Origin of the sequence: Gilliamella sp. W8145 (genome assembly GCF_016101145.1) — a bacterium.
Lineage (GTDB): Bacteria > Pseudomonadota > Gammaproteobacteria > Enterobacterales > Orbaceae > Gilliamella > Gilliamella apis_A.
The window spans coordinates 858,183-878,010 of the sequence record NZ_JACFRC010000001.1 but is presented as its reverse complement, the minus strand read 5'-3'; the positions used below and the strand labels follow the sequence as shown (position 1 = coordinate 878,010).

Here is a 19,828-nt window from a genome sequence, read left to right as displayed (position 1 = left end):
TTATCTACAGGAGGGGAATCGATGGATATATTTACGTGGAAAACGCAATTACAAGACACAATAGAAATGTCATATGGTCAAAATGTAAGAGAGGTTAATTTTGGTGACGGATACACTCAAGTAGCTGGACTTGGAATTAATATTCATAATGAAAAATGGGCTCTGACTTTAATATAGGCATATTGAAATTCCATGCCTATGATGTTCCATACTCGGACGAGGAGATTGAACAATACGGTAAAGATAAAAATGATTTATCTGCAAAATCTATTTGGTGGAAAGGGAATGAATATAAAGCGTGGCCATATCAAATAACAGGGATTGAATCTTCAATCGACGGAACTGTAGCAACGCAAAAACTAAAAGTATCAAATATAGAAAATTCCATTACTCCTTTATTCTATGAAAACTTCAAGATACCACGTTACCAAGATTTACTTGCTAGTAAGTTTGACGAGGCTATTAAGTGGTTGGGTGGGGTTACAAAAACAAGAAAAGATAAGATTGAGGTAAGCAGAACCAACCTAATTTGTTTAGTTCATCACATGCTTTGGTTGAATGATTTCTAAATAGACAATCGCTTATACGATGTTTTTAAAATGCTGGGGTCTAATTTCGGTGTAAGAATGCACGATCATTTTGGCGGCGGTGCTTTTATTGACTTGATGTTTAAACAACAGCTAGAAAAGAAACAATTACGGCAAGTATAAAAATGGTATTTTTATCATAAAACTAATGTTAAATACTTGACTGTTTAAACGTTTAAAGGGATAATGTACCTAAGATGCTGTTTTAAGCGCATAGAATTTAAGCACACTAAAATAGTTGGGCTTTTTATTAACTCAATATTTCAGCTAATCTGTATTGCATTTTTGTGAATAATTCTATATTAGCTGAATTTAAAACTTTTCTTTTGTATTTGTCTGTTGTCATTAGATTTTCCAATAAAGCGTCAAGTGTTTTTGGACTAAATCCGTACATTATTAAATGTCGAAGACTCTGAAAACATTATTATTGAGTTTTATAACTGGTATGAAAATTGATAGTATTCTCAGCGTCATCCTTCTTTAAGAATCCGGTTTTATTCAAGTTAAAGCTATATATTGATAGAACAGATAAAACGGCATCAGGTAGTAGGAGTTTATTATCAAATAAATTTAAATTATCTATATTATTTATTTTATTTTTTACATCATTAATATATTGGCAAATTATATCGCTACCATGATAGTTTTTCTCAATAGCAAAAATCTGTAACCATTTTTCACCTTCCTTTTTTTCCCACTTTTGAAATGTACATGAGAAAATCAGGGTAATTAAAGCGGAACTTACAGCAGTGATAAGGGTTAAAATGATTTTTTGTTTAAAAGAGTTATTAAAATAATTATTCATAAAGTTTCCTTTAGATTAAATTTTGTAATATATTAAGGTTATTAGATAAGCCTCAATTAAGAGGCTTTTTTGTTATCAAGATAGAATTTAACAGCATCAATAATAAGTTGAGCTTGTGTTATATTTAGGTTTTTACGTGCCTGTTCAATTAATGCTATATCATCAACGTGTAGTTTGAAGTCTTTTACTTTAACTTCTCGTTTTTCTGTCGCTTTTTGTTTGAATCTCAGCTCTAGTTAATACCATATAATCACCTTGCTTTTTAAATAAGCAGTTGTTATATTTAAGCCCTCATCGAAAGCTGATGTTTTACTTTATCAACTCCCTGTGGATGTTTATGAATATAGGTTAACCTATGATAAAAGTTAATACTATTTATCTGAAAAATTTTAATTTTATATGGATTTTATGAAAAGTTATTTATTCTATTAATAGAAATAAATCATGGTAATGATAATAAGTTTGTTACTCAGCAGTGTAAATAATTAGATAGGATATATGACTGCCACATGATAATATATAAATTATATATATTTTTAAAGATAACATATTCAGTTTCAATTAAAATATGACTAAAAATAAATTTAAAAAAAAATAAAAAAAATTTAACTGTAAGCGAAAAAGTTAATATATGTTCAATTGTAGTTAATGTCTTCTTAACAATTTTTTTAGTATATTTCGCTATAAGACAGTATCAAATCGATAAAATCTCCAATGAGCCATTCTTTATAGTAAATGAAACTCTAATTAAAAAAGGAAATATATATACCGATCGAGTATTGCAACTTGAAAACATTGGCGGTCCACTGAGAATTTCAGAACATCCAACAGTGAAATCTTTTATTGTTTTGAATCAATATGGCAATAATAAAATTAAAATACCACTGAAACTTTATAATAACTCTATTCATAGAAATTCATCCACCGGAGTCGTGTATGAATTTTTCACACCTAATAATAATTCTTTAGTTTATGAATTAAACAAAAAATCAAACCATTGTATTTCAGGTAAAATAGAAAATTATATTGAAATATCGTATTCAACTTTTGAAAATGAATCAAAAGTTGAATGGTTTCATAATAATGAGTTATTATCATCTAAGCCGGATGAGTTAAAAAAAGAATTTATTACTCCTATAATTAATGTTGAAGATTCAGAAAGATTTTCAATAAATGGAATTAAAGACTATTTAAAGTCGGAAGGAATCAATTATGACTGTGATTTTTAATAATACAGAAAATTGACAATGTATTTTTTACCTAATTAATTCAATGTGATTTTATACTAAATAGCCTCAGCTAACTACTGGGGCTTTTTTATACCTAAATTTTGAGTAATTCACTCAACATCTAATCGACAGCAACGCTAGATACACACACTACTAATCATTAGCTAGTATGCTGTCATTTCTATTAACTAATATGAAGATTTAGTCATGCCAATAAAAGACCCAAACAACATCAATTGGACGGTTGTTGTATATTTACTTTTTATCACTTTATTAGGTTCATTAGCTAGCTATTACTATCACATTATGAATGGCGACACGTTCCGCATTGGCACTTTGCTGGGTGCTAGTTATTTCAATCTAGATTTCAAATTAGCTGGTGGCGTTGCTGGGCTGGCTGGTTGGTCAGGTGCAACGCTAATTAAAGCGCTGGAAGAGAGACTAATCAAAAAGGCTAGAGGGAATGATCAATGAAATTAACAGAGCATTTTACATTAGATAAATTTACTCGCTCAACAACAGCTCTCCGATTGAAAATAGATAATCGAGTACCAGATGAGTTAATGGCAAATATTCAACTGACAGCTATTAAACTTGAATTAGTCAGAAAAGCGCTAGGCAAATCTATCGTCATTACATCTGGATATCGTTGTCCAGTATTAAATGCAGGGGGCGGTGTATCAATTAGCTCTCACACCAAAGGGCTAGCTGTTGATTTCCATAGTTCGTTTGGAACACCTAAATAAATCTGTCAGCAACTCATTGATGATGGTGTTCAGTTTGATAAATTAATTCAGGAACACAATCAATGGATTCACATCGGGTTTCGTTCAAGTAACAACCGTCAAATCGTTCTAACAGAAGTTTAACAGGGTGGAAAAACAGTTAACTTAAATGGGTTAGTCTAATGGATAAATTAAAACAAATTTATCGATTGTCACCAATAGTTCTATTAGTTATTACAGTTTTTGCTAGCTGTTTTGCTTATCAATGTTTTGAGGATGAACAAACTGCAAAAAAACAACTAACAGAACTAACCTCTCAATTGGAAAAACTACAGCAAGTTATCGAAAAAAATAATCAAATCATAGCACAACGAGAGCAAGAAAAAGCCCGAGACGCTATATCAATTAAACGACTTCACGAGCAAATGAAAGATGCGCTTAAAAATAATCATTGTGCTAATGAAATTATGCCTAGCAATATTTCTGACTGGATACGGAATGGCAAAAACTGAGTATGTTTATCAATGTAATATTACTGCTTCGCTAACACAGCCAAATAATGAGCCTCATATTAATAAAAGAATAACTTGGACACAGTGTCCAATTTTTTACACTGAGTTGTTGAACGAACTCAGACAATGCAATGATGACAAAATGACTATTATGGAGATAATTAAATGAATTCATCACAAGAGTATGATAAAAAATCAAATATTGTTTCAGTTAAAGACTTCGGAGCCGTAGGGGATGGGCTACAGGATGACACCTTAGCTATTATTAAGGCAATTGATGAAACGTATAAAAATGGTGGAATTTTATTATTCCCGAGTGGCACTTATATTATTTCGTCAGATATTGAATTAAAAAGACAGTTTATTTCCACTGGCGTTGTTTCTTTTAAGGCTCCTGACAATGAAGATCTTTCCCCTAGTGTGGTTTTTTATATTGGACGTAGAATGAATGTTTCAAATGTAACATTTAATAATCTAGTAGTGAAAATTGCGCCAAAAGATAATGAACAAATCTATATTCCTGTTGAATTAAACGGTGTGAATTTTTTACATTCGAGCCTTCAAATTGGTCAATCGCGTACCATAACAAGTGGATATTCTATTCGTTGTTGTAAATTTACTTCGATTAAGAGCCGAGCATTCAATGGATTAACTGTTCTAAATGCTAATCACGTATTAATCGACAATTGTGAATTTCAAGAATTCCTAAATGGAATCTATATTGAACCTACAATGTCATTTGCCGCTAGTGAAATTCGTATTTTAAATACCCGTATAGCAAATTGTGTCGCTTCTAGTATATCTTTAATTGGTACGAGTACAGCAAGATTATCTAAAATAATTTTAGATAATTTGGTTATCACAGGTTCATTGCGTGATAGGGAGATGTTAAAGCATGGCGGGATTAGAGCATACTTTTGTAATGGACTTATGATTAATAATATTACAGCCAGTACAATAACAGACACTATAAAATTAGAGGCCTGTACTGATGTAAAAGTTCATAACTCAAATTTAACTTCTAACCAAAGAGCGAGTAATATTAGGGCAACGGGATGTGTTAATGTTGATTTATTCAATTGTGTATTTGATCGTGGTATTGAATCAGGTTATGCCGTTATTATTGGTGATGCCAATTTCAATGCACAAACAAAAGGAAATACTTATCCAAGTAAATTTTGGCGAATACATGATTGTAGATTTCATTGTATATCAGTAGCCGTAAAAATTGAATCCACTGATAGTGTTTTTATTTTTAATAATAAATTTCACACAGATATTGCAAAAACAAATACAGCATTATTATGGTTTAGTAAGGAAGTAACAAATGGTCAATACTATAACAATGAATTCTATGCCTCAGGAGAAATAAAAACCATTAGAAATGATTCTTCTGCTAACGTAACAAATACTTATAATGAGCAAAAATTAAATATAATTAAGCCGTCAAGAAATGATTATATTTCAGAACCAATTATAAAAGAGAGTGATTCAGATCTTAATGATGCAACCTCATACCTTATTGAGTTTCAAGTCAATGATTACCGAAAAATACAACAAGCAGCTAATAGCTTTGATTTTAAAACACTATCAGACTGGATGAAATCTATTGATAATGCAACCCTAGCATGGAATAGCAGTTCTTGGAATGTTCCAAGTAAAAAACTTGGTGATATCGTTGTAAATGGGACTGTATATGATACTTATGGAACAGAAAATTTTTGGTGGGCACGTAGCATGCTTGTCATTGATAGATACAATAGATTAACATGTCGCGATTTCTCTACACCTAACTATAGTTCCAATAACCCATTAATGATTGCCTCAGCTAGCATTGCTGAAAATGCATGGCAAACAGCTACATTCCAATCTCCACTTGTTGTAGATGGTGAGGTATATGACCCGCTTCCATATGAGTTGGTAACTCATTATGGTTGGTTTAAAAATTTATCCGCTAGAATGTGTTTAGGACAGAAAAATGATGGAAGTTATATATTGCTTGCGGTTGATGGCAAATCTGGAATTGCTGGTTGTACAATGGATCAAATAGCTAGAAAATTGAGAGCTCTTGGTTGCATGAATGCATTTAATCTTGATGGAGGTGGTAGTGCATCATTGTGGTACAAAGGGAAAATTATAAATAACCCTAGTTTAGGTGAAGGAGAAAGAAAAATACCTGCAATCATGTATATTTAAGTTAATTTAAGGAAATATTATGAAAAAGGGCGATAAGAAAAAAGTAGGTCGCCCAAGTGTAGCTGGTTTAGCTTGTTATTTAGGTAAACACAAAGCATCAATGTAGAACTATTCCGAGCAAAGCACAGAATTTTTCGACACTTTAGAAGCCAAAGGAGATAAATAGTGTCAGTCTCTAAGCAACAAACCAAAATTGAATATATAGCAGATGGTAGTACTGCTGTTTTCCCATTTTTATGCCAAATAGTCAATGCATCGGATCTTATTGTGAAGGTTAAAGGTATTCAGGTTAACAATTATCGCATTGCGGGTTTAAATAACCCATTAGGTGTCAAAATAGTATTTAATAATGCTCCAATTAAAGGTAGTCAGGTAATATTAGAACATGTTACTCAATCAAATTTAAGTAATATTAGTTATGATGTAATAGATGATACCAACATTATGGTAAAACATTCATTTCCTGACGCAATTGTTAGAACTCTACATGATAAAAATGCTGATAATATTTCCGTTAAAGATTTTGGCGCTATTGGTGATGGTCTAACAAATGAAGATAATGTATTCCGTAAGATTGAAGAAACTTTAAAAGATAAACTTATTGATTTATGTGGTTTGACGTATCTTGTCACTAAAGTTTATACAGGTAATAAATATTGTAATGGCTTCTTTCGTAGAAAAGATGGTACTTTAATCCCTGCTTTGTATCATTCGATGTCTATTCGGTCAGGAAGATATATACAAGCTATTGGACAGGATGCGTTGAGTAAAATAGAAGAAACACCAAATGGCGCAATAGGTACAAATCTAATTGCAATTGGGCCGAGAGCTATGTTTAATGCTATTAATGTTAAAAATAACTACGCAATCGGATATCAAGCACTCTATTCAATGGAGAATGGTGTTTATAATACCGCTTTTGGTTTTGAAAGTTTATTTAGTAATAACGGCACTGGAGATAATGTAACTGGTAGTCGCAATGCTGCTTTTGGCGATAATACCATGCGTTATAATACAACAGGGTATAACAATATTGCCATAGGCAGAAATGCAGGGCAAACTAATGTAACTGGAAATAGTAATATTCATATTGGTGTAGCATCAGGGGCTGGTGATTGCCCTGTCAATTTTGATAAAAAAATAATTAATACTTTCCCTACGGATAAAAATAACTGTGTAGCAGTGGGAGCGTCAACACTATTTTATACACATTCAGATGGACATACTGCATTAGGTGATAAATCTTTACAATACCTCAAAAGAGGATTGAATAATACTGCTGTAGGTTTTTGTGCTGGTAGATTATTAGAATCCAATGTCAGTCCGACAGGGAAAGAGTTAACAAATGAAAAGGCAAATGGTGAATATACTGTTTCAAATGGCATAATTTCTATTACACAACCAAATCATGGTTATACTTCTGGATTTACAGTTAAAATTTTATTTAAAACGGGAATATTAAATTCTATAACTGCAGATTATCTCTGGTTAGTTATAAACGTTATCGATGAAAATACATATATTTGTACAGCTCCTGAAAATATTGTTGGTGAAGGAACAACGTTAGTCGTTAATTATTTTTCAGAAATCGATTCAACTACTAATTGCAATTACAATACAATTGTTGGATATAACGCTTTAGCATCTGGTACTACAGCAAAAAATAGCACAGTTGTTGGAGCTGGGGCATTAACTAGTGGTGGTAAATCTGATAATACAGCTATAGGTTTTCGTGCTTTAAACTTTCTGGGTGAAAATGGTAATCAAATAAGAAATACAGCAATTGGGTCTAGAGCAATGGAGTTTATGATAGATGGTTCAGAATGTACTAATGTTTATAATTCAACAGCAATAGGATATAAATCATCAGTAAAAGGCAGTAATGAAATTCAACTAGGTAATTCATTCACAACACCTTATGCCTATCAATCTTTGCAATTACGTTCAGACATTAGGGATAAAACTGATATTAGAGATTGTGATTTAGGTCTAGATTTTATTTTAGGTTTACGTCCCGTTCGTGGAAAATGGAATATAAGAGATGATTATTTTGATGATCATAAAATTCAAGTTGGCTTAGATGAAAATAAACAACCAATCTATAAAACAAAACTAGAGTTTAATGAGGCTGATTATTTAGCAAAAACTAAAAAACGCACTCGTGAACACGAATGGTTTATAGCTCAAGAAGTAGAAGCTCTTTGTAAAAAAATGGGAGTTGATTTTTCAGGATTACACCATGCCTCAGTTAAAGGAGGAAGTGATGTTTATTCATTGAGCTACGATTCATTTATTCCTCCTATTGTAAAAGCGATACAGGAATTATCAAAAGAAATTGAATCGTTAAAAAAAACTAACAAACAATAAACAACCGCCGCCTAGGGCGGTTTTTTTGTGCCTAAAATTCAGCAAATTTAACTTCAATCGGTGCGAAAACGCACCACAATCAATTCTACAATCTACGTCAATCACACTGACGATTCAAAAAAAGGATCACTTCGGAATGAGTTTTAGAGGGCATTAGATGGTTTTTCATTGTGTGCCTTGCTTTGACTAATTCCCTGTGTGACTAAAACTCATTTCTAAAGAAGAACATGATGAATATTATTAAATTTGATTTTAACGAAATGGTTACTTTATAAGACAATCAGGTTATGACTACATCTTTTAAAGTTGCCTAGTTATTTCGGTAGGCGGCACGCTGATGTGTTAAAGGCTATAAAAAAGCTCGGATGCTCTGAAGAATTTACAAAACAAAATTTCTCGCTTTGTTTTTAAATCAATAACTTACAGAATAATAAGCCACAACCGTTTTATAAAATGACTAAAGATGGTTTCGTATTCTTGGTTATGGGATTTACGGGTAAAGCAGCTTCTCAAATAAAAGAGGCATATATTAATACCTTTAATTGGATGACAGAGCAGCTTTATAAAATGCAAAACAGCTACATGAAGCAACATAACGATCTAATGCTGGAATATATGAAAGAAAAAGATATAGCTAGTTTATCGGGTCGTTTACTTAGAAAATGGCAAGATAAGAAGCCTACATATCAATTAAGAATAAAAGAACTGGAAGAGCAAGGACAGATCAAATTATTGATTTAATACATTGCTCAATTCCCACCAAACGGTGGGAATTAATAAAACTTTCACGTCTCCAACTCTAAAAACTACATAATTAATTATCGTAATAAAAATTTACAAAATTAAGTTATTAGCATTTATTAAGCACAACGTATAATTTTCCTCGATTTTTTAAAGTTAAAAAGGAGTGAATATGCAAGAAGAAAAGAATTTTTTATTTAAGTTAGCCAACAATATAATTGAAATATTTAATAAATTATTTAATTTAAGTTTTATATTAGCTATATTTTTATTCTTATCAGAAATCCTGAATAATAAGATATTATATGGATTATCTGTATTATTTTATTCTTTTCTATTATTTTATACGGTTTACTCTAGTTATCGCTTCTACAAAAAGAAAGATAAACAGTCCAAAATTAGAGACCTTGTTGGTTTTGTTCTATGTATAATATTGAGTACATTGCTTTTAAGCTTAACATATTCTGCTACATTTTTACTCAATATGTTATCTAGTAATTTATAAAATTTTTATGTTATATATAAAGTTTATATAGCCGCTTAGTGCGGCTTTTTTATTATCTAAAAAATAAAGGTATAAATATGACAAAGCTCACAGACAAACAGGAGCTGTTTTGTCGTGACTATTTAGTAGCTCTCAGTGCGACATAAGCAGCAATCCGAGCAGGATATAGTCAAAAGACGTTTGCACAATTATCTTACCAATTACTTCAGAAAACTTCAGTTCAAAACTCTATTCAAGAACTTAGGCAACAGCGCAATGAACGTAACAAAATAGATGCCGACTATGTGCTAAAGCGATTAGTTGAAATAGACCAGATGGATATAGAGGATTCTCTCAATAGCTCGGTTGTCTTCCTCCCGATTAAAAAATGGCCGAGAACTTGGCGAACTATATTATCAGGATTGGATATCGCCATTATCAGAAGCGGTGACTCTGATGCGATTATGAAAAAAATTAAGTGGCCAAATAAAACAAAGAATCTTGAATTGTTAGGTAAACACGTAAGTGTGCAGGCATTTAAAGAGAAAACGCTAGGCAACGATATGAAGTGTGAATATCCATCTATACCAAGCGAAGCATTCCAACAATCAATAGAGTGCGCTTATTACGCAATCTTAGCCCAAATCGCATCACAACATTACCCGATTAGTCATTTGGATGTTTATACATACTGGGATTTAGGTGTGGGAGAATCAACAGCTATTTGGTTTGTGCGTAAGGTTGGTGATGAATTTCATATCATTGACTACTATGAAAATAGTGGTGAAGGATTGAGGCATTACATGAAAGTGCTTAAGAGCAAAGATGAAGAGTTTGGCTATAAGTATGCAGAGCATTGGGCTCCTCATGATATTTATAACCGTGAGTTGTCGGGTGATGGTAAAAGCCGAAAACAAATTGCTAAAGAAGGTTATGATATTGACGGGGAAAAATACAGCATTAACTTTAAAGTTGTCCCAAAAAACAACGTTGATGACGGCATCGAATCAGTTCGTTAGTTATTACCAATATGTGCATTTGATTCTGACAGATATGCGCAAGGTATTGCTAGTTTAGTAGCGTATCGTAAAGCGTGAGATGATAAAAATGGTTGTTGGCGAGATAAGCCACTCCATGACCATACATCACATGCCGCTGATGCATTCCGTTATTTTTCTGTCTCTAATCGTAATAGACGAAAACGAACCGCAGGTTTATTTATGAGGTAATAATGAATTATTAAAACCGACAGATGATCAGCTAATGGTTTCTAACAGCAGTCAAGACATTAGTAGACAAAGATTAGCATATGCATCATCGGGTTTGGTAAATAATACAAAGCGCGCATTTATCGACCGTGAATTTGGTTATCTTGAACATCTAACATTCGGTGATTTTTATAAGGTATACAAAAAAACAGGTGGCGCTCGTGGATTTGTGGATAGGATCTGCTGGTTAGATTACCCCAAATTTATTGACGGTCATATTCGAGAGCAAGACACAAAACTAACAACGTGAGAAAAAATTGTAACGGACCTATTTAATGATAAATTGTGGTCATCAATAGTCGAAGCCGACAAGCGAGGTATTGTTGGTCGATATTCTGCGTTAATTATTCAGTTACGAGGCGGTCAAACATGAGATAAGCCTGTTGATACCAAAGTTATAAACCGATTATCACCTCAATATGCTATTGTTAAGTTAATTCCTGCTTGGGAAGGTCAGTTAAAACCATGTGAATGGAATCAAGACGAGACTGACGAAAATTATGGCCAAGTGACGAAGTACCTGTTTGACGAGTAGTCAATCAATAATCAATCCAGCAAGCCACGAATATCACGCAAAATCTATCCAGACAGAGTATTTATACTAAATGAAACATCAGTAATTAACTCAATCGATGATGGAGAATCTCAATTAGAGGTTGGCTATAACGATTTACTGGATGTGATGAAATATTCAGGTGATAGCGCTGAAGGGTTTATCAAAAATGCCAGTGGGCAGGTTCATGTTAATTATGATGCTGATATGGAAGAGCTTGAGAGAGAATTACGCAAGCGTGGTTTTGAACAACCAGCTCTGACATAATAACCACATATTGAAATAAAATATTCTTCACCTAATATAATGAAAATTGATACAGGTAAATCAGTACTAGTCAAGTTGATATCTTTTAGGTCTGCTTTCTCCCCATTTTCGCCACAAGAAAAGATCCAAATTTTATGCTTTTTCAATATTTCATTCATTTCATTACTGTTCGTCAATTCACCACGTTTTAGTTATTCATTAGTTAGTTCAATGATAAAATTATAAATGTGATTTTTTTAACATTCATGCTGTTTTATATCTTAATTAAAAGCTCTAATATTTTGCACCTAACTGCTTATTATTTTTGCTTTAATTCTATAATGCAAATTGTGCTCAAATTTGAAAATTAGCTTAAGTGTTGTGTATTTTAAGAAGCTTTTTTTGTCATCTCCAACGTTTTATTGTTATTTAATCCATTTTGGCGAATTAATTGTGTCTAGTTTTCAGTTGCTTTGATACTCATATTGTAGTTTGGTTGTTATTAACACAATTATAGCTTTAGATTTGTTTTATAGTGACTTATTAATAATATCTATTTTTCACATGCTTTTAAATTTTTCAAATAATGATAGAATCTATGGCATTAGATATAAAACGATTTAAAAGGAATTGAATATGGTGTTAAATGGTTGGGGAGTGTTTTTACTTACTTTGATTATTTATTGGTGGGTTTATTTTGCTGTATTAGCGATTGGTATATGGCTTTTATTCTCATCTCATAAATTTTTAAGAATTACCGGGATATTTTTTATAATTGTTCCTATATGTTGTTATCTTTTCATGTTTCTCTTCTTAATTTTTGCACCTAGATTTTCAGTTGGATAAAAAAGAGCATAATATAACAAAGATTACAATAATCATGTGATTATTTGATTTAATTAAATGATTAAATAGTTTATTTTTGCTTGAAATTAAAGTATAGCTAAAAAGATTAAACTGATTTTGCTATATACTCTTATTATTCAAAAAATAAAGTTAATCAATAGTTATATCAGTTATGATAATCAAATAACCCGCAAAAGCGGGTTATTTGATTCTTGGGATAATTTGATTTTAGAAATCAATGTCTAAACCTAGTTGGAATGTACGGCCAGGTGCAGTAAACATATCTAGGTATTTATGATCTGATGTACTGTATAATTTATTATTACTTAGATAATCCCAATATTTTTGATCAGTAAGATTGTAGATCCCACCATTTAGTTTCACATTTTTGGTGATATTGATATAACCTGTTAAATCAACAATACCATGACCAGCAATTCTAAAGTAATCATCTTTAGATTTAGCAATTGGTTTACCATCATTACCATAACTTTCACGAGATGTTGCTTCAGTTTTTTTGCCTTTTTGGAAAGTTGCCGTAATCGCTACACCATAAAATTTGTTCGGATCGTCCCATGCTAAGCCGATAGTGCTTTTCATTGGGGCAATAGAATCCATTTCAATATATTTATCCCCTAAATAACTCGATTTTGATTTGCCTTGGTTATAACCAATTGCGAATCTGGCACTTAAACCATTAACCGGTTCAATCCATTTTCCGATATTGAATTCACTGCTTAGTTCAGCACCATAAATATAGGCTTTATCACGGTTCTCTGCTTGATAAACAATACGGTTACCAACGCCAACGAAGTTTTTATTATAGCGAGTATAAGCGATAAAGTTTTTATATTTATTATAAAAAGCTGATGATGAAAGTGTCACACCTGATACAGGTTGCCCTTTTAAACCTAATTCAAAGTTGTCACTAGTTTCAGTTTTTAGGTTTGAATCTCCCACTAATACATACTTAGTGCTATGTGCTAAATAAGAGCCATAAAGTTGGTTCTGATTTGGCATTTGTGCAGCTCGCTTATATTGTAAATAAGCAGTAAAATCAGGGGTAATATCATACATAAATGCCATGGATGGTAATACTTTAAAATCGCTATTGCTATTGTATTGTTTACCCAATTGACTACTATTTATTTTTGATAATGACATATTTTCAAGGTTGCGCGGTTTAGTATTTTGGTAAACAGCTCTGACACCGGGAACTAAATAAAAATTATTACTGTCATTAACATTAAAGTTTATCCGATCTTCGAAGAAGCCACCGAGTTGATAACTACGGCTATCGGCTTGAGGTTTACTATAATCTCCATCAGGAAAAAATGATGCATTTGGAGATTTAGCTGATGAGAAGAATGGCGATTCATCTTCGCTCCATTTACCATTTAAACCAGCACTAATGCGTTGATTATCATAACTTTTGATTAGAGTCGTAATAAAGTTATAAGATTTCGTGTTATAGTTAGTTTGGGTATTAAAATTGCCTTTAGTTTTATGACGGAGGTCGGTACTGTCATAAACATTAGTTCGTTGATAATTCAATTGTGTGGTTAAACTATCAATCCAACTGATATTTGTCGGTTTCCATTGATCTTTAATTGCAAGATTGAAACGATTGTTTTTGCTTCTTTGTTTATCAAATGATTCAACTTTTTTACCATATCTATCCCAAGTATCATAATGAGCGTTTTTGGTTTTATTATTGTAATCAACAGTGGTGTTGATTAAATGTTCATCGGTCATTTGCCAACCAAAACCAGCTAAGATTGAATTAGAATGCCAATTTTCCGGATAGCTACTGATTGAATCGCCATGATTACGCGTTTGTTGCCCATCGCGTCGACTTAATACCAAAATACCATTGAGATACTCATCACCACCAGCCATGGTTAAACCCTGATGATAACTTCGGTCGGCGCTATCATAGTTGTTTTGAAAACCGAAATAACTGGTTTTTCCTGGATAAAGATAATAACTGGCGGTTTTAGTTTGAAATGATACGGAGCCTCCTAAAGCATTGTTAGCGTTACTTACCGAGGTTGCGCCTGATTGGATATCAACTTTATTGTACATATAAGTATCGATATAATCTCGCCCGATACCATAAGATCCAAATCCAGCTCGACCTACTGAATTAACCCGACCTTGGGCAATAGGTAATGGCATACCATCAATATCGATTGAAACACGGTTAGCATCTAAACCACGGATGTTATAACCAGTAAATCCACCTCGGTCCCAACTGCTTTTGCCACTACCTGAGCCGGAAATACTACCAGATGCTGATATCAGCGGTTGATAACGCATAATGGTGCCAAAATTAGTCCCACCATCACGGCGAATATCTTGTTCCGAAATTTCGGTATTTGTTCCGGGTTTTTTCGTTGCTTCATGAGCGGTAACGGTAATAGTATCAATATCGTTTTGCTCATTAGGTTTATCAGCAGCAATAGCAGGTAACGCTAAGGTTAAACCTATTGCTAATGAACTGGTATTTTTTAAATATTTAAACTTTAACATGTTAGTCCTTTCAAATCTGATATACTAAATAATAAAGTGCACATCTATTGCTTCAATTATTAAAAATTTTATTAAATTCTTTAAAATAACTTATTGTGGATAAAAACTTTGGAAAAGTATTTTGGCTGCTTCATCAACTCGTGGGCCAATGCCGAACAAATAGCTATCATCAATAATGGTAATTCGATTATTTTTAAACGCTGCAGTTTCAATAATACCTGGAATAGTATTAACTTTATCTAGTCCGCCTAGTTGATCAATTGAATGTTTATTCAATATGATGACTTCCGGATTAAGAGTAATTAATGATTCGGCAGTATAACTTTTAAAGCTATTATGATTAGCAAGATTTTCACCACCAGCAATGGTAATTAATGCATCAATAGTTGTGTTTTTCCCTGCTACTGAGTTAGTTCCTCCCATGCTCATTAAAGCTAAAACCTTAGTTTTTTGTGGGTGTGTAGTAATTTTCGTTTCTAGGTCAGCAAGATTCGTCCTGATTTGATTGATGAGCACTTGACCTTCTTTTTGTTTATCTAATTTAACTGCAATTTTATTAATATTTTCGTAAAGTAATTCGATTGTCCCTGGTACACGTTTCAACGCTAGAACATCTACTTTTGACTGATTAACTTGATCAATAATATTTTCAGGTTCAACATCATTTAACGTGATAAACAGTGATGGTTTTAACGATAAAATGCCTTCAATGTTTAATAATTTCCAATAACCAATTTGTGGCAATTGTTTAACTTTTTCAGGAAAACTACTTGTTTTATCTACGCCGACAACCTGATCACCAGCACCCAGAGCAAACACAATTTCAGTAAGGGCGCCGCCGGCAATAACGATTCTTTGACTAGCTGAACAAACATTAATAAAGCTATTAATACTGAAAATTAGCAAAAATAGCACCAATTTTCCCATAAACTTCTTTTTCATGATTTATGTACCTACCATGGCTTAAAAATTAGACTGGATAATATAGTGAAAATGATAACCATTATCAACATAAAATCTATAGGGATTTGCTGTAGCAGGGCAAAAAAAAGCAAATTTAAGAATAAAAATAAACTTTTTTTTAAATAAATAATAAATTTATAATCAATAAATTATAAAAATAAAATTGAAAAATTTTTTTCAAATACTCCCAATTATTAGCTAAATAATCAACAATTACAGCTATAAATGCAGGTTAAGTCATCATTTGATGATAATTAATAATGAATTTTAGTTGTTATTTTTTCTCTGAAAAAACTATTTTTATCAACTCCACCAATTATCGGTGGAGTGATTATTTTTTAAGATTAAAAATCAATATTTAAACCTAATTGGAAAGTACGACTTGGTGCAGTAAACATATCTAGGTATTTATGATCTGATGTACTATATAATTTATTATTACTTAGATAATCCCAATATTTTTGATCAGTAAGATTGTAGATCCCACCATTTAGTTTCACATTTTTGGTAATATTGATATAACCTGTTAAATCGACAATACCATGACCAGCAATTCTAAAGTAATCATCTTTGGAATTAGGGATAGGTTTACCTTCATTGTTATAAGTTTCACGAGATGTAGCTTCCTTTTTTTTGCCTTTTTGGAAAGTTGCCGTAATTGCTATACCATAAAACTTATTTGGATCATCCCATGCTAAGCCGATAATGCTTTTTATTGGAGCAATAGAGTCCATTTCAATATATTTATCTCCTAAATAACTTGATTTTGATTTGCCTTGGTTATAACCAATTGCAAATCTGGCACTTAAACCATTAACCGGTTCAATCCATTTTCCAATATTGAATTCACTGCTTAGTTCAGCACCATAAATATAAGCTTTATCACGGTTCTCTGCTTGATAAACAATACGATTACCAATGCCTAAAAAATCTTTTTTATAGCGAGTATAAGCGATAAAGTTTTTATATTTATTATAAAAAGCTGATGATGAAAGTGTCACACCTGATACAGGTTGGCCTTTTAAACCTAATTCAAAGTTGTCACTAGTTTCGGTTTTAAGATTTGAATCACCAACTAATAAAGCAATACTACTATGGGCTAAATAAGAGCCATAAATTTGATTCTGATTTGGCATTTGTGCTGCACGTTGATACTGTAAATAGGCAGTAAAATCAGGGGTAATATCATACATAAATGACATCGAAGGCAATACTTTAAAATCGCTGTTACTATTGTATTGTTTACCTAACCGATTGCTATTAATATTCGTCACTGACATATTTTCAAGATTACGCGGTTTAGTATTTTGGTAAATGGCTCTGACACCAGGAACTAAATAAAAATTATTACTATCATTAACATTAAAGTTTATTCGATCTTCGAAGAAGCCACCGAGTTGATAACTACGACTATCGGCTTGTGGTTTACTATATGGACCATCGGGAAGAATAATGATATTTTCTGATTCAGCCGATGTAAAAAATGGTGATTCATCTTCACTCCATTTACCATTTAACCCAGCACTAATGCGTTGATTATCATAACTTTTGATTAAAGTGGTAATAAAGTTATAAGCTTTGGTATTGTAGTTCGTTTGGGTATTAAAATTACCTCTAGTTTTATGACGGAGGTCGGTACTGTCATAGACATGGGTTTGTTGATAATTCAACTGTGTGGTTAAACTATCAATCCAACTGATATTTGTCGGTTTCCATTGATCTTTAATTGCAAGATTGAAACGATTGTTTTTGCTTCTTTGTTTATCAAATGATTCAACTTTTTTACCATATCTATCCCAAGTATCATAATGAGCGTTTTTGGTTTTATTATTGTAATCAACAGTGGTGTTGATTAAATGTTCATCGGTCATTTGCCAACCAAAACCAGCTAAGATTGCATTAGAATGCCAATTTTCCGGATAGCTACTGATTGAATCGCCATGATTACGCGTTTGTTGCCCATCGCGTCGGCTTAATACTAAAATACCATTGAGATACTCATCACCACCAGCCATGGTTAAACCTTGGTGATAACTTCGGTCGGCACTGTCATAGTTGTTTTGAAAACCGAAATAGCTGGTTTTTCCTGGATAAAGATAATAACTGGCGGTTTTAGTTTGAAATGATACGGAGCCTCCTAAAGCATTGTTAGCGTTACTTACCGAGGTTGCGCCTGATTGGATATCAACTTTATTATACATATAAGTATCAATATAATCTCGTCCAATACCATAAGAACCAAATCCTGCCCGACCAACACCATTAACTCGACCTTGGGCAATAGGTAATGGCATACCATCAATATCGATTGAAACACGGTTAGCATCTAAACCGCGAATATTATAACCAGTAAATCCACCACGATCCCAACTGCTTTTACCACTACTTGAGCCGGAAATACTACCAGATGCTGATATCAGCGGTTGATAACGCATAATGGTGCCAAAATTAGTCCCACCATCACGGCGAATATCTTGCTCTGAAATTTCGGTATTTGTTCCGGGTTTTTTCGTTGCTTCATGAGCGGTAACGGTAATAGTATCAATATCGTTTTGCTCATTAGGTTTATCAGCAGCAATAGCAGGTAACGCTAAGGTTAAACCTATTGCTAATGAACTGGTATTTTTTAAAAATTTAAAATTTAACATTCTAGTCCTTTAATCGATAATGTAATAAATAACAAGAACGCTCATTTATTGCTTCAAATGATAAAAATATTAATAAAAAATATAAAAATAGTTATTCTAAAAATTTATTGAGGGTAAAAACCTTGAAAGAGTATTTTTACTGCATCATCTACTCTTGGGCCAATGCCGAACAAATAGCTATCATCAATAATGATAATTCGATTATTTTTAAATGCCTCTGTCTCTGAAATACCAGGAATAGTATTGATTTTATCTAAACCACCTAATTCATTGATTGAATGTGTGGTTAAAATAATAGCTTCTGGATTCATAGCAATTAAGGATTCAGTTGTATAAGTTTTAACACTGTTATGAGTAGCAAGATTTTCACCACCAGCAATAGTGATTAAAGCGTCTGTAGTCGTATTTTTTCCTGCAATCAAAATGCTTCCCCCCATATTCATGATACACAACACTTTTATTTTATGTGGTTGCGTCGCTATTTGAGTTTGGATATTAGAAAGATTCTTTTTGATTTGATTGATTAGTTCTTGGCCTTTTTCTTGTTTATCCAATTTTACGGCAATCTTATTAATATTTTCATAAAGTAAATCAATTGTGGCTGGTACACGTTTCAACGCTAGAACAGCAACTTTTGCTTGGGTTATTTGCTGAAGAATATTATCGGTTTCAGTATCATTGAAACTAATAACTAGTGAGGGATTAAGAGATAGTATTGACTCAATATTTAGTAATTTTAAATAACCAATTTGAGGAAGTTGTTTTACTGTTTGAGGAAAGTGACTGGTGCTATCAACACCGACAACCTGATCACCAGCACCCAGAGCAAACACAATTTCAGTCAGTGCGCCACCAGCGATAACAATTCTCTCATTTGCATAACTGAAATTAGTAAAGTTATGTACACTAAAAATGAATATGAATAATAAAATATTTGCCATAAATTTCTTTTTCATTCTGTATTTTCTCATTAAAAAGTTTACAAATAGACCAATCAATATATTGAAAATGATAATCATTATCAATATGTATTAATAATAATTTATAAGAAGTTTTAAAAAAATAGGAACTAAAACTAAAATAATTTTATTATTCAAATAAATAGTAAATTCATATTACATAACAA

General features: G+C 32.3%; 17 protein-coding genes and 1 pseudogene. 13 read left to right on the top strand and 5 right to left on the bottom strand.

The features are described 5' to 3' along the window. Positions 1-21 precede the first annotated feature (21 nt). Complete coding sequence (locus H3T80_RS03960) at positions 22-177, top strand: phage tail protein (protein WP_110447684.1); 156 nt, start codon at positions 22-24, stop codon at positions 175-177. Beyond that, positions 156-569, top strand: a complete 414-nt coding sequence (locus tag H3T80_RS03955) for a hypothetical protein (RefSeq protein ID WP_198200162.1) — start codon at positions 156-158, stop codon at positions 567-569. The genes H3T80_RS03960 and H3T80_RS03955 overlap by 22 nt, the downstream gene beginning before the upstream one ends. A gap of 442 nt (positions 570-1,011) precedes the next feature. Here the strand turns inward: H3T80_RS03955 and H3T80_RS03950 are convergent, their stop codons facing one another. After that, positions 1,012-1,392, bottom strand: a complete 381-nt coding sequence (locus H3T80_RS03950) for a hypothetical protein (protein WP_198200160.1) — start codon at positions 1,390-1,392, stop codon at positions 1,012-1,014. A 779-nt stretch (positions 1,393-2,171) separates the two neighbouring features. Here H3T80_RS03950 and H3T80_RS03945 point away from each other — a divergent pair. The 11 genes and pseudogenes from H3T80_RS03945 to H3T80_RS03895 all read left to right on the top strand — a co-directional run bounded on the left by H3T80_RS03945 (position 2,172) and on the right by H3T80_RS03895 (position 11,734). Then, complete coding sequence (locus H3T80_RS03945) at positions 2,172-2,621, top strand: hypothetical protein (RefSeq protein WP_110447687.1); 450 nt, start codon at positions 2,172-2,174, stop codon at positions 2,619-2,621. Between the two features lie 207 nt (positions 2,622-2,828). Continuing rightward, positions 2,829-3,095 carry a holin gene (locus H3T80_RS03940; RefSeq protein WP_110447688.1) on the top strand — a complete coding sequence of 89 codons (267 nt, stop codon included), beginning with the start codon at positions 2,829-2,831 and terminating at the stop codon, positions 3,093-3,095. Further along, complete coding sequence (locus tag H3T80_RS03935; RefSeq protein WP_110447689.1) at positions 3,092-3,367, top strand: D-Ala-D-Ala carboxypeptidase family metallohydrolase; 276 nt, start codon at positions 3,092-3,094, stop codon at positions 3,365-3,367. The genes H3T80_RS03940 and H3T80_RS03935 overlap by 4 nt, the downstream gene beginning before the upstream one ends. A gap of 161 nt (positions 3,368-3,528) precedes the next feature. Then, positions 3,529-3,858: a hypothetical protein gene (locus H3T80_RS03930; RefSeq protein ID WP_110447690.1), complete on the top strand. Its 330-nt coding sequence runs from the start codon at positions 3,529-3,531 to the stop codon at positions 3,856-3,858. A 165-nt stretch (positions 3,859-4,023) separates the two neighbouring features. Next, positions 4,024-6,054 (top strand): phosphodiester glycosidase family protein, encoded by a 2,031-nt coding sequence (locus H3T80_RS03925; RefSeq protein WP_110447692.1) that lies wholly within the window; start codon positions 4,024-4,026, stop codon positions 6,052-6,054. A gap of 165 nt (positions 6,055-6,219) precedes the next feature. Beyond that, the gene (locus tag H3T80_RS12380) at positions 6,220-8,421 is read left to right on the top strand and encodes a tail fiber domain-containing protein (protein WP_198200158.1); all 2,202 of its coding nucleotides are present in this window, start codon (positions 6,220-6,222) and stop codon (positions 8,419-8,421) included. A 453-nt stretch (positions 8,422-8,874) separates the two neighbouring features. Then, positions 8,875-9,162, top strand: coding sequence for a Rha family transcriptional regulator (locus H3T80_RS12375; RefSeq protein WP_198201133.1), 288 nt, complete (start codon positions 8,875-8,877; stop codon positions 9,160-9,162). A gap of 172 nt (positions 9,163-9,334) precedes the next feature. Beyond that, positions 9,335-9,667, top strand: coding sequence for a hypothetical protein (locus tag H3T80_RS03910; RefSeq protein WP_198200156.1), 333 nt, complete (start codon positions 9,335-9,337; stop codon positions 9,665-9,667). A gap of 152 nt (positions 9,668-9,819) precedes the next feature. Further along, positions 9,820-10,875 (top strand): annotated as a pseudogene (locus tag H3T80_RS12370) (terminase small subunit). A 34-nt stretch (positions 10,876-10,909) separates the two neighbouring features. Further along, positions 10,910-11,164: a hypothetical protein gene (locus H3T80_RS03900; RefSeq protein WP_198200154.1), complete on the top strand. Its 255-nt coding sequence runs from the start codon at positions 10,910-10,912 to the stop codon at positions 11,162-11,164. A gap of 432 nt (positions 11,165-11,596) precedes the next feature. Further along, on the top strand, positions 11,597-11,734 hold the full coding sequence (locus H3T80_RS03895; RefSeq protein ID WP_198200152.1) for a hypothetical protein: 138 nt from the start codon (positions 11,597-11,599) through the stop codon (positions 11,732-11,734). Positions 11,735-12,787: 1,053 nt separating this feature from the next. On the opposite strand, the gene H3T80_RS03890 is transcribed toward H3T80_RS03895, so the two are convergent. The 4 genes from H3T80_RS03890 to H3T80_RS03875 form a co-directional block, all read right to left on the bottom strand. Then, positions 12,788-15,091, bottom strand: a complete 2,304-nt coding sequence (locus H3T80_RS03890; RefSeq protein ID WP_198200150.1) for a TonB-dependent receptor domain-containing protein — start codon at positions 15,089-15,091, stop codon at positions 12,788-12,790. 90 nt (positions 15,092-15,181) lie between these two features. Continuing rightward, entirely contained in the window at positions 15,182-16,033 is an 852-nt protein-coding gene (locus H3T80_RS03885) for a hemin ABC transporter substrate-binding protein (RefSeq protein ID WP_110447700.1), read from the bottom strand. A gap of 365 nt (positions 16,034-16,398) precedes the next feature. Further along, positions 16,399-18,702 (bottom strand): TonB-dependent receptor domain-containing protein, encoded by a 2,304-nt coding sequence (locus tag H3T80_RS03880; RefSeq protein ID WP_198200147.1) that lies wholly within the window; start codon positions 18,700-18,702, stop codon positions 16,399-16,401. 104 nt (positions 18,703-18,806) lie between these two features. After that, complete coding sequence (locus H3T80_RS03875) at positions 18,807-19,658, bottom strand: hemin ABC transporter substrate-binding protein (protein WP_198200145.1); 852 nt, start codon at positions 19,656-19,658, stop codon at positions 18,807-18,809. Positions 19,659-19,828 lie beyond the last annotated feature (170 nt).